This is a genomic window from Bacillus sp. FSL P4-0334, assembly GCF_038004825.1.
Lineage (GTDB): Bacteria > Bacillota > Bacilli > Bacillales > Bacillaceae > Bacillus > Bacillus velezensis.
In genome coordinates, this window is record NZ_JBBORX010000001.1 from 4,018,326 (window position 1) to 4,033,188 (window position 14,863).

The following is a 14,863-nucleotide window of genomic DNA, read 5'->3' on the forward strand; positions in this document are numbered from 1 at the left end:
GTTTATGCCCAGCTGCTCAATACTTCCTCAAGCTGGTGCTTTGTATATTCAAGACTGCCGCTGTTATCAATGACGGCGTCAGCTTTTTTTGTTTTATCCGCTAAAGGCATTTGCGACGTTATCCGGCTCATCGCTTCTTCTTCTGTAAGGGAATTCCGCTCTATCAGCCGTTTAAGCTGAATGTCTGCCGGTACGGTGACGACGAGCACCTTGCCGACAAGATAATCAAGCCCGCTTTCATACAAAAGCGGTATATCCAAAACGACGAACTGCTCTTTTCGCGCAACGGCTTCATCCCGCTGTTTCAGCATTTCCGCACGCACCGCCGGATGAACGATCTGATTCAGCTTCAGACGCTTCTGTTCGTCAGTGAAAACGATAGAACCGAGTTTTTTTCTGTCAATACCGCCATTTTCCAGCAGGATGTCTTTTCCGAATGCTTCCACAATTTGTCCGTAAGCCGGCATTCCTTTTTCCACCGCCTGTTTTGCGATGGCATCCGCATCAATGACTGTTATTTTTTTGTCGATCAGCATACGCGCTACCGTGCTTTTGCCGCTTGCGATGCCTCCCGTTAAACCGATGACCAAGCTCAAAAAGCCCACTCCTTCTTACATTTTCCAAATCCCGATGATAATCAGCAGGACTCCCGGCAAAAATGTCATTTTATCTATCCAATTCCATCTTGAAAGCAAATGCCCCGCGTTTATGCCGAGTGAAACAAACAGCGAGCTCATCAGCCCGACAGTCACGCTCATCATAACCGGAGAAAAGCCGAGAATGGCCGCTCCCAGCCCGGCGCCAAACGCGTCAATGGATAAGGCGATACCGAGCAGAAGCGCCTCGACTCCATTAATGGTTCCGGATTGATCAATATCAGCGCTGGTCGGTTTTTTCAAAATATGAATGACGATGCCGAGCGATTTCACTTCAAGATTAAGTAACGTTTTTTCATGCAATAAGTAATCCGGCTCTTTAGCCGGTTTGAAAAATTGCCAGATGACCCATGCCCCGATTCCGATTAAGATCAGTCCGCCCAGTTTTTCCGTGACGGATACGGGAAAAATCTTTGTCAGAAAATGGCCGATCAGCATGGATATAAACATCACAGAGGCTGAACAGCAAGCGATCACGGCAATCGCTTTGAACGGGATTTTCATTTTTCTCAAACCATACGTAAACCCGACTGAAAAACTGTCCAAGCTGACAGCAAAAGCCAAAAGCAGCAAAGAAACAATCTCCATATCCGTTTCTCCCTTTCTCTTGATCGGCACTTGTGACATATGCCTATTGGGTGAATCACAATATATATATGGAGAAAGGTCATCAACTGTGTTAGAAAAAAGTCATTCTGCTGCCGCCTGCTTGAACCGCTTCAGTTCATGATTTTTTTTGGCAGCGGGCGCAAAAATGCGTACCCCTTCCGCCGACCACGATTTTAGAAATCATCGTGCCGCACGTTTTGCACGGTTCATCCTTTTTGCCGTATACGTAATGTTTGAGCTGAAACATTCCGATCTCCCCTTGAGAATTGATATAAGACCGGACGGTGCTCCCGCCCGCGTCAATCGCTTCCTGAAGGGTGTCTTTAATTTCTGTATGAAGCGTTTTTATCTGCCCGTCTGACAGACTGTTCGCTTTTGTCTCAGGATGAATACGCGCCCGGAATAAAGCTTCATCGACATAAATATTGCCGAGGCCGACGACCGCTTTTTGGTCGAGCAGGGCTGTTTTCACTGCGCGGTTCGTTTTTGCAAGCCGCTCTTTTAAATAAGCAGCGGTAAATGCTTCATCATCGGGTTCGAGCCCGAGCTGTGAAAGCGGTAATGCATTCTGTTCCTCTCCCGGCGCAAACAAATGCATCGTGCCGAATTTCCGGACATCCCGGTAGCGGAGCTGTGTTCCGTCCGTCATGTGAAACACGACGTGCACATGTTTATCGTCAGGCTCATCGGCCTGATGAAGACCGTATTTCCCCTCCATCCGCAGGTGGGACACCATGACATAATGATCCAGATGGAAAAGCAAAAACTTTCCCCTTCTTCCGATGGATCGGATTGTTTCTCCTGCAATCTGCCGCGCGAATTCCTCCGGCTCGGCGGGTTTTTTGATGATATTCGGCCATCTGATATCCGCCGATTCAATCGTTTTCCCCTTCACAAGACCGGTCAGAGTGCGCCGGACCGTTTCAACTTCTGGTAATTCCGGCACAATCATCACTTCCTTTTTCTCTGTTTATTTTGCATCGTACCAAGACGGCCCTGAAGCATAATCCGCCTTCAGCGGCACGTCTAATGCCAAAGCATGCTCCATCACTTCAGGAACCAGCTTCTCTAATATTTCAATTTCTTCCTTAGGCGCTTCAAAAATCAATTCATCGTGCACCTGAAGCAGCAGTCGCGCCTTCAGGTTTTTTTCTTTCAGCTCAGCTGCCATGTCAATCATGGCTTTTTTAATAATATCGGCGGCGCTTCCCTGAATCGGCGTATTCATGGCCGTTCGTTCCGCAAAGCTCCGCAGGTTGAAGTTGCGGCTGGTCAGCTCAGGAATATAGCGGCGGCGCTGCATAAGGGTCGTGACATATCCTTTTTGCTTCGCTTCCTGCACCGATTCTTCCATATACGCCTTAACGCCCGGGAAGCTCTCCAAATAGCGGTCTATAAAAGCGCCCGCTTCTTTCCGGGTGATGCCGAGGTTTTGTGACAGCCCGTAATCACTGATGCCGTAAACAATGCCGAAATTGACGGCCTTTGCCTGGCGGCGCATCGCTTGTGTCACTTCATCTTCACTGACATGAAACACGTCCATGGCGGTTTTTGTGTGAATGTCCATGTCATTCGTAAACGCTTCAATCAGATTTTCATCTTTTGAAATATGCGCAAGCACCCTTAATTCAATTTGTGAATAATCGGCGGCGAAAATAAGCCAGTCCGGTTCGGACGGTACGAAAGCCTGACGGATTTTCCGCCCTTCCTCCAGCCGGATCGGAATATTTTGCAGGTTCGGATCCGTTGAGCTGAGGCGTCCGGTTTGAGTCAATGCCTGATTGAATCGTGTATGCACCTTATGAGAATCCTTGCGCGTGACCTTCAGCAGCCCTTCAATATAAGTCGATTGGAGTTTGCCGATTTGTCTGTATTGCAGAATGTGCGCGACGATATCATGTTTGTCTGCGAGCTTCTCAAGCACATCGGCTGAAGTGGAATAGCCTGTTTTTGTTTTCTTTACTGGCGGCAGGCCGAGCTTTTCAAACAGAATGACGCCGAGCTGTTTTGGTGAATTGATGTTAAACGGCTCACCGGCGATGTCATGGATTTTTTCTTCATATTCTTTCAGCTTTGCCTTGAGCTCTTCGCCCATTCGCTTCAGTCTTTCAACATCCACTTTGACGCCCATTGATTCCATTTCTCCGAGAATTAGCGCAAGCGGGAGTTCGAGATCTTCATATAATTCAAGCTGATTATTTTCTTCCAGCGCGTGCAGCAGTTTGTCACGGAGGCTGTTAACGGCAGACGCTTTCCGCGCGAGATGATCGGCAAGCTCTTTTTCAGCCGGAACGGCGCGCTTTGCGCCTTTTCCGTATACCGCTTCATCTTTTGAAACGATATTCAGCCCGTATTCTTTCGCTACGCTCGCGACATCGTCGTACGAATTGCCCGGGTTTATAATGTAGGCAGCAAGAAGCGCGTCAAATTCCGTTCCCTTCAGCTCAATTCCCTGCCAGCGCAAAGCGACGACTGAACGTTTGCTGTCGAACACCCACTTTTTCATCGATTCATCTTCAGCCCAAGATTTAAAAGCTTCAGACTGAATGGCGATTTCTTTCGGAATATAATAAAGACCTGTTTCATTCACGATGGAAAAGCCGAGGATCGGTTCTTCGTGATAGTTATCACCGATTTGTTCGACGACCAAAGCGGACGGCGAAACGAGCATATCTTCAGTGATTTCTTCTGCCGTTTCAACATTGATGTCTTCAAAATTTTCTTCCGCCGTTTCGCCGCTTTCTTCACCGAGCCGCTCAAGAAGCGTATTAAAACCGAGGTCTTTAAAAATGGCAACAACTTGTTCACGGTCAAACCCTTGGTAATCTAAATCTTCGGGCTTGACTTCAATCGGCGCATTTGTCATAATCGTCGCCAGCTCTTTGCTCATCAGGGCTTGTTCCTTATATTCTTCAAGCTTTTCTTTTAATTTTTTTCCGCTGACTTCATCAATGGAATCAAGCAGTTTCTCAACCGAATGGAACTGCTTTAAAAGCTTAATCGCGGTTTTTTCTCCGACGCCGGGGACGCCCGGTATGTTATCGGATGAATCCCCCATTAATCCCTTCATATCAATGATTTGCAAAGGGGTCAGACCGTACTTTTCTTGCACGTGCTCCGGCGTGTAATCTTCCACGTCGGTAATGCCTTTTCTCGTAATGGCAACGGTCGTTTTCCCGGTTGCAAGCTGGGTTAAGTCCTTGTCCCCCGAAACTACCTTTACTTCGAAGCCTTCTTTTTCAGCAGATACGGCAAGGGTGCCGATAATATCGTCCGCTTCATATTCAGGAAGCTCGTAGCGGCTGATTTTGTAGGCATCAAGGAGCTCGCGGATGAACGGCATCTGTTCTGAAAGCTCCGGCGGCGTTTTTTGTCTTCCGCCTTTATATTCTTTAAACGTACTGTGGCGGAAAGTGGTTTTTCCCGCATCAAAAGCCACCAGCATGTGGGTCGGCTTTTCATCTTCCAGCATTTTCATTAAAATCATCGCAAACCCGTATACGGCATTTGTATGGATGCCTTTTTCATTGCTTAAAAGCGGCAATGCAAAAAACGCCCGGTACGCCAGACTGTTTCCGTCGACAAGCACTAATTTTTTTCGTTCCGTCATTCAATATCCTCCTAAGAGCAAAAGCTCGTCATTCCTCTATTTTTTAATCTCACAGCTTCTCTTATTTTAACAAAGTTCAATTTGAAAGGAAAATGAGCGAACCCCGTGAAAACGCAAAAAAGGACGGGAACAAGAAAACACGTTCCCGCCGTCAAAATTGGCTCCTTGGATGAAGGGGTTCTGTTATATCCTAACAAGATAGGTTTAACAGGTCATGAAGAAATTGTTAATCCTTTGTAAAGCTGGTCACGCTTCCGGCTGCCGCTTCAGCGTCACGGTAAATACAGTCCCCTGTCCCGGCTCGCTTGTGACCTCGATTTTACCTTCATGGGCTTCTATTAAGTGCTTCACGATGGCGAGGCCGAGCCCGGTTCCTCCCGAGTTGCGGCTTCTGTCTTTATCCACGCGGTAGAATCTCTCAAATATCCTCGGGATCTCTTCCTTCTGAATGCCGATTCCCGTATCGGACACTTTGATATCGACAACGGTTTCTTTCACATGTACCGAAATCCCCACCGTCCCTTTTTCAGGCGTGTAGGTCAGGGCATTGTTCGCCAGATTCAAAAACACCTGCTTCAGCCTGTGCGCATCACCCGTCACAAAAATCGGCTCTTCCGGGAGATCGAGCTGAAAGCTGATGCCTTTTTCCTCAGCCTTATGCCGCAAAAGCGCTTCAATTTCATGCAGAATTTTTGCGGCGTCAAAGGACTCTACGCGCATCGTAAAGTTTTGCTGCTCCATCTTGGATAAATCCAGTAAATCCTGCACGAGAGATTGGAGCCGCTCACTTTCTTTCAGAATGATAGACAGAAAGTCTGAAAGCGCCTTTTCGTCTTTCATCGCTCCGTCTAACAGTGTTTCCGTAAAGCCTTTAATCGAGGTGATCGGTGTTTTCAGTTCATGGGAGACATTGGCGACGAAGTCCTTTCTCATCTGCTCCAATTTTTTAATTTCCGTCATATCGTGAAAGACGAGGACGATGCCCTTCCATTCATCGTCAGGCCCCATGATCGGAACGCCGTCAACTTCAAAGTAGCGCCGCTCAATGTTGATGGGAAGTCTGAGCAGCTGGCATTTTTTCGTCTCCGTCATAAAAATGTCTTCGACAAGCCGAATGATCTCCTCATGTTCAAACGCATCATGGTAAAGACGCCGAAGCAGACGTTCAGGCTTTGTATGAAACTGCTGCGTGTATGACCGGTTCACGAGATTGATAAAACCTCTCCCGTCTATTAAAATCAAACCAGATCCGATATTTTCAATGACGGTTAACAGACGATCGCGCTGCATATCCTGCGTTCTCGTCATTTCCATTAAATCGACCGCCAGGCTGTTCATCGCACGCCCGAGACGGTCCGACCGCCTTGCGTAACCGCTGTAGGAGCGGGCGTCATAATTCCCCTTGGACAGCTCCGTCGCCACTTTTGTCGCGGCGTCGATTGATTTTTTGTAACGGGACGTCATGTTTGTATAAAAGAAAACGATAATGATAAAAGCGGTACAAAGACTTGCTGCCAGCATGCCCCACATTTCTCCGGTAACGCTTGAACCGCCGTTGATCTCAGAGGAAACGAGTACATACCCCGCAATTTTCCCGGCGTCATTTTTTACGGCAGTGCCGCGGATGACTTTGCTTTTCGACTGTACGGCTTCCTCGCTTTTATTGTGAGAAATGAACTCCTTTACGGCTGAATCATCAGCATGACTGCCGGAATGATATACGGCGTCACCCTTCTCGTTGAGCACGGCGACGTTTATACCGAGGGTGCGGCCGGCGTCACGGATTACCGTTTCATTGCTTTTATTGCCGATTCGGCCGGTGTCAAGAAGGCCCGCTATGTATACCGATTCCTTTTTCAGCTGATCCGCCGTTCTTTCTTCAGCGGATGAAGAAATAAGCTGCTGTAAAAAAAGGCCGAGAACACTGAAAACCAATATGATACATACAACGAGTAAAGCGAACAGACGCACACGGACTTTATTCATTCATTTTTGGCTCCTCCAGTTTATACCCCAAACCTCTGATTGTTTTAATATAGATGGGTTTTTTGGTATTTGATTCGATTTTGTCGCGCAGATGACTGATATGAACGTCAACAATCCGGGTATCCCCGGCAAAATCATAGTTCCAGACCGCGCTCAGCAGAAGATCTCTCGTCAGCACTCTTCCCTTATGTTTTCCCAAATACAGAAGCAGTTCAAATTCTTTAGGCGTCAATTCCAGCTGTTCTGACTTGAAGTACGCTTCGTAATGCTCCGGAAGAATTTTCAGCTCGCCGATGAGGATCTGCCCGTCCTTTTCCTCTTCTCTGCCTTGTGACAGCGAAGAAATGTCAGCCCTTCTTAAAATGGCTTTCACCCGCGCAGTGACTTCCCGCGGACTGAACGGCTTTGTCATGTAATCATCCGCTCCGAGCTCCAGTCCCAGCACCTTATCAAACTCCTCATCTTTTGCTGTCAGCATCAAGATCGGAACCATCATTTTCTGCTGTCTGAGCTGTTTACAGACGTCGATTCCGTCCACTTTCGGCAGCATGACATCCAGTACGATTAAATCCGGATTTTCATTCTCTGCCAGCTCCAGAGCCTCTTCACCGTCTGATGCGGTAATGACATCATAGCCGGACCGTTCCAGATTATACTGTAAAAGAGTAACGATAGATTGTTCATCATCTACAACTAAAATTTTTTTGTTCATGCTGCGCCCTCCGCTGTCTATTTTCCCCGACATCCAATTTTCTCTATTTTATGTGCTGCATATCACTTTATGATTTCATTTTATCCAATACTGCCCGTTCAGACAATTCGCCTTTTTGATCATTTTCAGAGAAAGGATCGCTCAGGGAAAAAGAAAACGCTTTCATTAATTGTAAAAAGAGGAAGGCTTCTGATTCGGAAGCCTTCCCTTTTTTCTTATGACAATACTTTCATCACGTTTTTGACAGATTCAACTGATTTACTCAGCTGCGCTTTTTCATAGTCTGTCAGTTCAAGCTCGATGATTTGCTCTAGGCCGTTTCCTCCGATAATCGTCGGTACGCCTAAGTAAATGCCTTCATGACCGTATTCGCCTTCTAAGTAAGCGATGGTCGGAAGCACGCGGCGCTGATCTTTCAAAATGGCTTCTACCATTTCAGTCAGTGATGCAGCAGGCGCGTAGTAGGCGCTTCCGTTTCCGAGAAGGTTGACGATTTCCCCGCCGCCTTTTCTTGTGCGTTCTACAATCGCATCAAGACGGTCTTTCGGGATAAGCGTTTCAAGCGGAATGCCGCCCGCATAGGAATAACGGACGAGAGGAACCATGTCGTCACCATGTCCGCCAAGAACAAAACCGGTCACATCTTTTACAGACAGGTTTAATTCTTCAGCGACGAATGTTCTGAATCGCGCAGTGTCAAGCACTCCGGATTGTCCGATGACGCGTTCTTTCGGGAAGCCTGATTCTTTGTACACCGCATATGTCATCGCATCAACAGGGTTTGTCAATACAACGATAATGCAGTCAGGAGAATATTTCACGATCTCACGTGTGACGCTTCTCATGATTTTTTCGTTTGTAGATACGAGATCATCACGGCTCATGCCCGGTTTTCTCGCAATTCCGGCTGTGATGACGACGATATCAGAACCGGCTGTGTCCTCGTAGTTGGACGTGCCTGTGATTTTCGCGTCAAATCCTTGAACCGGACTTGCTTCGAGCATGTCTAGCGCTTTTCCTTTTGTCGGGTTTTCTAATTGCGGAATATCAACGAGCACAACGTCCGCAAGCTCTTTTTGAGCTGTCAGAAAGGCTGTTGTCGCTCCCGTAAATCCTGCTCCGATAACAGAAACTTTACTGCGTGTTTTTCCCATGATTCTCTTCTCCTTTTTTGGCTTCATTAGAAGTCTGCTTTAGGTTCAGTCCATGTTTTTAATTAGCTCTTCACCAAACTCTGAACATTTCACTTCAGTTGCGCCGTCCATTAATCTAGCAAAATCGTACGTTACTACTTTTGAAGCAATCGTTTTTTCCATAGATTTAATGATCAAGTCGGCAGCCTCATTCCAGTTCAGGTGTTCAAGAAGAAGCACTCCTGAAAGGATGACGGATGACGGGTTGACTTTGTCAAGGCCGGCATACTTAGGAGCCGTTCCGTGAGTCGCTTCGAATATCGCATGCCCTGTTTCATAGTTGATGTTCGCTCCCGGCGCGATTCCGATTCCGCCTACCTGAGCGGCAAGCGCATCAGAGATATAGTCTCCGTTTAAGTTCATTGTCGCCACGACGTCGAATTCGCTCGGACGGGTTAAGATCTGCTGAAGGAAAATATCAGCGATGCTGTCTTTGACGATGATTTTTCCTGCCGCTTCCGCATCGCTCTGCGCTTTATCAGCCGCTTCTTTTCCGTCTTTTTCGACAATGCGGTCATATTCAGCCCAAGTGAATACTTTATCTCCGTATTCTCTTTCGGCAAGCTCGTAGCCCCAGTTTTTAAATGCCCCTTCAGTGAACTTCATGATGTTTCCTTTGTGGACAAGCGTGACAGACTTACGGCCGTTTTCGATCGCATACTCAATGGCAGCTCTGACTAAGCGGCTTGTGCCTTCTTCAGAAACAGGTTTGATGCCGATTCCTGACGTTTCAGGGAAACGGATTTTGTTAACACCCATTTCATTTTGCAGGAAGCTGATCAGCTTTTCAACCTCTTCAGAACCTTTCGCATACTCAATTCCGGCGTAAATATCTTCCGTATTCTCGCGGAAAATGACCATATCCGTATCTTCAGGTCGTTTGACCGGAGAAGGCACTCCCGTGAAATATCTGACAGGGCGCAGGCACGTAAACAAATCAAGCTCCTGTCTCAGCGCCACGTTCAGAGAACGGATACCGCCGCCGACCGGTGTCGTCAGAGGACCTTTGATGGCGATGAAGTACTCTCTGATGTCTTCCAGCGTTTCGGCAGGAAGCCACTCACCTGTTTTATTATAAGCCTTTTCACCGGCATAAACTTCTTTCCACGTGATTTTTTTCTCGCCTTTATATGCTTTTTCAACAGCGGCTTCCAATACTTTAGAAGCGGCGTTCCAAATATCAGGGCCTGTGCCGTCGCCTTCAATAAACGGGATAATCGGATTATTTGGTACGTTTAATACTCCATTAGAGACTGTAATTTTTTCACCTTGTGACACAATATTACCTCCCAGTATGTAATTCATATTTAGAAAACATTTTATTTTTCTTGTATAGAAAATAAAATGACTTTTCTCAAGATTCTATCAAAATTGTAAACCAATCCGGGCTTGATTAACAAGAGGCTAACGACATGAAAATCACCAGCCTCCCGTTTGATCAGGCTCTTTCATCAATCGGAACAAAAGTCTGCTTATCCGGACCCGTGTAATCAGCGCGCGGGCGGATGAGGCGGTTGTTATCGTACTGTTCAAGAATATGGGCGATCCATCCTGACATTCTGCTGACCGCAAAGATCGGCGTGAACAGATCGTGATCAATGCCGAGACTGTGGTATACAGATGCGGAATAGAAATCAACGTTAGGCGGGAGTTTTTTCTCCGACGTTACGATTTCTTCGACACGGATTGACATCTCGTACCATTTGCTTTCACCCGTCAGATTCGTCAGGCGTTTGCTCATTTCTTTTAAGTGTTTGGCGCGCGGGTCTCCATGCTTATACACACGGTGTCCGAAGCCCATTACTTTTTCCTTTTTCTCCATTTTGCTGCGGATATAAGGCTCGGCGTTTTCCACTTCGCCGATTTCTGTCAGCATTTTCATGACGGCTTCATTGGCTCCGCCGTGAAGCGGTCCTTTTAAAGCGCCGATGGCGGCAGTGATGCCTGAGTAAATATCGGATAAGGTGGCGACACATACTCTCGCCGTAAATGTTGATGCGTTCAGCTCATGATCCGCATGAAGAATGAGCGCTTTGTTAAACGCTTCCACTTCGATCGGAGAAGGCTCTTCACCGTTTAAGGTGTAAAGGAAGTTCTCCGCGATTCCGTACTCTTCCTTCGGTTCAACAGGATCAAGTCCTTTGCGGATTCTTGAGAAAGCGGCGACAATGCCCGGCACTTTCGCCTGCAGACGGATGGCTTTTCTGTAGTTCGCTTCCGGATTCATGACATCGGCTTCACTGTCAGTCAGACCGAGTAATGAAATCGCCGTCCGGAGCGCAGCCATTGGATGTACGTTATTGAGGGGATAGGATTTGAAGTGCTCAATGATTTCTTGTGGAACGGCAGCTTCTTTCGCAAGCTGTTTTTTCAGTTCAGCAAGTTCCGTTTTATTCGGCAGGCGCAGATGCCACAGCAAATAAATGATTTCTTCAAAACTTGCATTCTCTGTCAAGTCGTCAATATCGTACCCTACATATGTAAGGGTATCGTCGATAATAGAGCTTACAGATGATGTTGTTGCTACAACCCCTTCAAGACCGCGTGTTGCTGTCATATTCAACCTCTCCTTTTCAATCAAAATTCCCCTTTAAAGAGTATATAAAACATACGGCTTACTTAAAATGAGTCATGCAAACAATCCCTTTCCCCTTTAAGAAAATGCTTACATTTCACTGATTGCGGTTACATAACCGATATGCTTATAGAGGAACATAACAAATTCTTATAAGCTTATTTAAGTTTAAGCCTATTCTTATTATAAACAATAATCTGATTAATTTGTAGACTTTTAACTAAAAATGTTTTAAAAGCCCTATATATCAAGGTTTTGCGTTGATAAATTTAATCGCTTGCTTTCAGGCGCTTTGTAAAACCATGTATTCTTATTGGGGGAGTTTTAGGGGAGTTTAAAAGGACAACGCACCACTACCCGGGTTATTCACAAATGAACGCCAGAAAGAGCGCAAAAAAAAGCCCTGTCTGGGGCTTTTTTTATGTGCCTACTGGCCGCTCTGCTAATTTTAGAGTACCCACCGGGCGCTCTGTTATCTTAACATCTGATGATGCTTGATTAATCTTGACTACAGCTAAACCACTTAACGTAACAAAGGTTAGGGCTGCACAAAGAATAATTTTTTTCAATTATAATCCCTCCAGGTGCTTCATTTTCTTCTCGGCTAAAATAGCATGTTTAGAAAATTCAAGCGCCTCTTTAAAGAGTCCATGCTTCTCACAGTGTTCTGAAATAATCAAAGAAAGATCAAAAACGCTATCAAGGTCATTTACTTCGTACAAGTAAGAAATACCACCTCGACAAGTTTCAATGCTTTTCCTCTGATCCTGCTGCAGAAGTCCGTAAATAATATTTATTTTAGCCTCATACACCTTATTCTCTTTTCGTTTAAAATATTCCTTTGTCTTTTTATAATAATATGGCATTTTATTTACATCCCCTATTTTATAAAGCTCTTTCAAAAACATATACAGGGAATTTATATAATATACCGAGCCCCTCCACTCTTTATTTCTGATGGCTTTTTTCAAGGCATTTATACAGTCTTGGGGGCGGTTTGCTGCAGAATATGTAAGACTTAAATTATGATGTATTAAAGCTGTGAAAAGTGAATCGTGAAGAACTCTCGAAATTCTGATTGCTTCTAAATAACTTTCCTCCGCTTTTTCATAAAGTCCTAAATCAGTGTAGTTTTGTCCAACAATCATAAGAGACGTGGCGAGCTTTCGTTTATAGCCTTCATTTTCTCTATAAATTTGTAGCGCATCATTGATATAATTCAAAGAAATTAGACTCTGCCGCAGCATCATATACATAGACGCCACTTTCGAATAAAATTCAGCCCGCTCTATACAATCGGGTATATCCTTCAATTTTTTCTCTGCTATTTTGAATAAAGTAATTGCTTTCTCAAAGTTCCTTTTATGCGATTCATATAACGCTTCAAATAGAAAGAAATAATATTCAATCATATGGTCTGTTTTTTTTATTTCATCAGCGTGGTTTTCATTAAAATATGAATGGGGCGGAAGCTCCTCCCCTTTCACCTGATACAAAAGCATTTTGTGCCTTTCCTCCAACAAAGAATAATACATCAAAACTTCCTGATCCTCTTCCATTTCATCAAACAATGGTTTGATCTCTTCAAAATATCTCTCAGCAGACTCAGCGTCTTGTTGTTTTATCGCGATATACCAATCATTTAATATATTTGCAACACATTCAGAAGCCAGTTTACTCATCAATAAACCCCTCTTTCTACAAATATTCTAAATTTTCTCAAATAATATTCTAGCATACTTTTAACATAAAATGTAATTAATAGGAGTTTTTTTCGACATCGCGCAATTTTCCCTTTCGACATCGCGCAATTTCAAAAAAAGGCTATTGACCCACTTTTTCAGAACGGTATTATAGCGGACTATTTCTCTCTATTGTCGAATCTACAGATGTTTTTCCCCATTCATAAAAAAATATAGACCTGTATAATCGGCACTGTAACAAAATAACAAAAAAGGAGATTTTGAGATGAAAAAATTTGTTTTACCTTTCCTGGCTACCTTTACTTTAGCTTCCGGATCATTGCTTTCTTATCAAGACACCGCCTCTGCTACATCTAATACTGATGAAGAATGGATTACGATTGAAGACAGTTCGCAAGGTTCTGGCTCTATTCTTCAGACAGCAACCGAAAGCCCGTATACTGTAATGGCGTCAAAACCTGATTATAAGACCAACTGGAATTTAAAAAAGCGTAGACAGGGACTGGACTTTTTCGCATGCAATTACGCCATGCTGACAAAGGCCAGCGCAAAAATGAGAATAAATACAATCGAGGCAAAATCACGATTGTACTATAATAACGGCGCGCTTTCAAAAAGCAAAACTGACACAAATAGTAATTCAAACTATGCCGGGGCCGAAGCTGTGGGAACAGTAACAGGGGGATATGGATGTAAAGGGAAAGCATATGGCAACTCCAAATACGCGAGAAAAAAATATAAAACTGTTACACATCAGAAAAAATGGAACATAAAAGACGTTCTTTAAAATATAAATGAGAATGAAAAAGATTCTTTTAATTTGTGTTCCCTTCGTAATCTTGGCAGTTGCCGCATCCCTTTACTTTTTTAATAAAGATCAAAACAAACAGACTTCTGCAGTTACAAACGATGAAAAGTACAATGATGAACAAGAAGATGTGACCGGCCCCGGCACTGACACCGTTTCATACGGTTTATATGAAGAGGACGGGCAAATTTTAGACTCTTTGGATATTGGAAAGAAAAATGGGAAGGGATACAAAAAAGTATTATCGTTTAGTCATTATTTTAATGACAAAAGAAAATATGGATTGGTTATCCTCTCAGACTTCAAGACAATTCCTTTCAAAGCAGATAACGGAGGGTACAAAAAATCTTATACATTCAAAATGGATAAAGATTCGGTAAAAAAAATCAAGCTGGAATTTGAGCCGCCTTCTAATTTCAGCGAGTTAAGTTTCATTATTATTCCTGAGCCTGATTACAAACAAGAAAGCACTAACCTTGATATAGCATCAGGTTTACAGGAAAACTTTACTCTCCGTTACATCAGGAAAAGCCGGGATGAAAAAGAAGACCTAAAACCCCAAAAAACAACTGATGAATTAACGGGCGAACAAGTATTTTTAACGTCAAAACAAACCGGAAATAAAATCCTATTCAAATCAAAAAGCAACCAAAAAACATACTTGCAAATTTTTAATTCGCATGATACGAATCTTGATTATGCCTTAGTTGCCTTATCAGGGACAGAACAAAGCTCAGTTAATGGGAAACCTGTTTCATTTACCAGTGTTAAAGAGAATGCCACAAATATATATGAAATTGACATGCCGAAAGTTGAAGATAAAGAAAACTATCAAATTGTCCTATTTCCAACCCCATACAAGACAAGTACAATGTATGAAGGTCTAAACAATACAAGTGAATCGACTTTCAGGACGGTAATAACACCTTAGGGGGTATGGCCTTGTGTGGATTATAATTTTTCTGCTTGTCATTTTGATTGGTTTCACAGGGAATATTGTTTCGTTGTTGA

Annotated in this window: 13 protein-coding genes; 2 read left to right on the forward strand and 11 right to left on the reverse strand. The window is 44.3% G+C overall.

Translation table 11 applies throughout. The annotated features are described in order from the left end of the window. Nucleotides 1-2: 2 nt before the first annotated feature. The 11 genes from coaE to NSQ37_RS20260 all read right to left on the reverse strand — a co-directional run bounded on the left by coaE (nt 3) and on the right by NSQ37_RS20260 (nt 13,023). The gene (gene coaE, locus NSQ37_RS20210) at nt 3-596 is read right to left on the reverse strand and encodes a dephospho-CoA kinase (RefSeq protein ID WP_326144869.1); all 594 of its coding nucleotides are present in this window, start codon (nt 594-596) and stop codon (nt 3-5) included. Nucleotides 597-611: 15 nt separating this feature from the next. Then, the gene (gene ytaF / locus NSQ37_RS20215) at nt 612-1,244 is read right to left on the reverse strand and encodes a sporulation membrane protein YtaF (protein ID WP_003152461.1); all 633 of its coding nucleotides are present in this window, start codon (nt 1,242-1,244) and stop codon (nt 612-614) included. A 136-nt stretch (nt 1,245-1,380) separates the two neighbouring features. Beyond that, nucleotides 1,381-2,211, reverse strand: a complete 831-nt coding sequence (mutM, locus tag NSQ37_RS20220) for a DNA-formamidopyrimidine glycosylase (RefSeq protein ID WP_109127555.1) — start codon at nt 2,209-2,211, stop codon at nt 1,381-1,383. A gap of 24 nt (nt 2,212-2,235) precedes the next feature. Next, nucleotides 2,236-4,875: a DNA polymerase I gene (gene polA, locus NSQ37_RS20225; RefSeq protein WP_032871711.1), complete on the reverse strand. Its 2,640-nt coding sequence runs from the start codon at nt 4,873-4,875 to the stop codon at nt 2,236-2,238. A gap of 246 nt (nt 4,876-5,121) precedes the next feature. Further along, a complete protein-coding gene (gene pnpS / locus NSQ37_RS20230) occupies nt 5,122-6,861 on the reverse strand; it encodes a two-component system histidine kinase PnpS (RefSeq protein WP_076425094.1) in 1,740 nt (579 codons plus the stop codon). Continuing rightward, on the reverse strand, nt 6,854-7,573 hold the full coding sequence (locus tag NSQ37_RS20235; protein WP_003152457.1) for a response regulator transcription factor: 720 nt from the start codon (nt 7,571-7,573) through the stop codon (nt 6,854-6,856). Before NSQ37_RS20235 ends, pnpS begins: the two co-directional genes overlap by 8 nt. Before the next feature lie 215 nt (nt 7,574-7,788). Next, the gene (gene mdh, locus NSQ37_RS20240; protein WP_003152455.1) at nt 7,789-8,727 is read right to left on the reverse strand and encodes a malate dehydrogenase; all 939 of its coding nucleotides are present in this window, start codon (nt 8,725-8,727) and stop codon (nt 7,789-7,791) included. 45 nt (nt 8,728-8,772) lie between these two features. Then, nucleotides 8,773-10,044, reverse strand: coding sequence for an NADP-dependent isocitrate dehydrogenase (gene icd, locus NSQ37_RS20245; RefSeq protein ID WP_007408075.1), 1,272 nt, complete (start codon nt 10,042-10,044; stop codon nt 8,773-8,775). 160 nt (nt 10,045-10,204) lie between these two features. Next, nucleotides 10,205-11,323: a citrate synthase gene (gene citZ, locus NSQ37_RS20250; RefSeq protein WP_003152453.1), complete on the reverse strand. Its 1,119-nt coding sequence runs from the start codon at nt 11,321-11,323 to the stop codon at nt 10,205-10,207. Between the two features lie 437 nt (nt 11,324-11,760). Beyond that, nucleotides 11,761-11,910 carry a PhrK family phosphatase-inhibitory pheromone gene (locus NSQ37_RS20255; RefSeq protein ID WP_164463356.1) on the reverse strand — a complete coding sequence of 50 codons (150 nt, stop codon included), beginning with the start codon at nt 11,908-11,910 and terminating at the stop codon, nt 11,761-11,763. Then, entirely contained in the window at nt 11,911-13,023 is a 1,113-nt protein-coding gene (locus tag NSQ37_RS20260; RefSeq protein WP_025285096.1) for a response regulator aspartate phosphatase, read from the reverse strand. Nucleotides 13,024-13,309: 286 nt separating this feature from the next. On the opposite strand from NSQ37_RS20260, the gene NSQ37_RS20265 reads away from it, so the two are divergent. Together NSQ37_RS20265 and NSQ37_RS20270 are read left to right on the forward strand one after the other, a co-directional pair. Next, nucleotides 13,310-13,831 carry a hypothetical protein gene (locus NSQ37_RS20265; protein WP_218791317.1) on the forward strand — a complete coding sequence of 174 codons (522 nt, stop codon included), beginning with the start codon at nt 13,310-13,312 and terminating at the stop codon, nt 13,829-13,831. Between the two features lie 13 nt (nt 13,832-13,844). Further along, a complete protein-coding gene (locus NSQ37_RS20270; RefSeq protein ID WP_253612805.1) occupies nt 13,845-14,783 on the forward strand; it encodes a hypothetical protein in 939 nt (312 codons plus the stop codon). Nucleotides 14,784-14,863 lie beyond the last annotated feature (80 nt).

Bases quoted from the DNA above. Each gene is read 5' to 3' on its own strand.
- pnpS (WP_076425094.1), bottom strand. From the start codon at position 6,861: ATGAATAAAGTCCGTGTGCGTCTGTTCGCTTTACTCGTTGTATGTATC.
- NSQ37_RS20265 (WP_218791317.1), top strand. From the start codon at position 13,310: ATGAAAAAATTTGTTTTACCTTTCCTGGCTACCTTTACTTTAGCTTCC.
- NSQ37_RS20270 (WP_253612805.1), top strand. From the start codon at position 13,845: ATGAAAAAGATTCTTTTAATTTGTGTTCCCTTCGTAATCTTGGCAGTT.
- NSQ37_RS20235 (WP_003152457.1), bottom strand. From the start codon at position 7,573: ATGAACAAAAAAATTTTAGTTGTAGATGATGAACAATCTATCGTTACT.
- ytaF (WP_003152461.1), bottom strand. From the start codon at position 1,244: ATGGAGATTGTTTCTTTGCTGCTTTTGGCTTTTGCTGTCAGCTTGGAC.
- mdh (WP_003152455.1), bottom strand. From the start codon at position 8,727: ATGGGAAAAACACGCAGTAAAGTTTCTGTTATCGGAGCAGGATTTACG.
- NSQ37_RS20260 (WP_025285096.1), bottom strand. From the start codon at position 13,023: ATGAGTAAACTGGCTTCTGAATGTGTTGCAAATATATTAAATGATTGG.
- polA (WP_032871711.1), bottom strand. From the start codon at position 4,875: ATGACGGAACGAAAAAAATTAGTGCTTGTCGACGGAAACAGTCTGGCG.
- citZ (WP_003152453.1), bottom strand. From the start codon at position 11,323: ATGACAGCAACACGCGGTCTTGAAGGGGTTGTAGCAACAACATCATCT.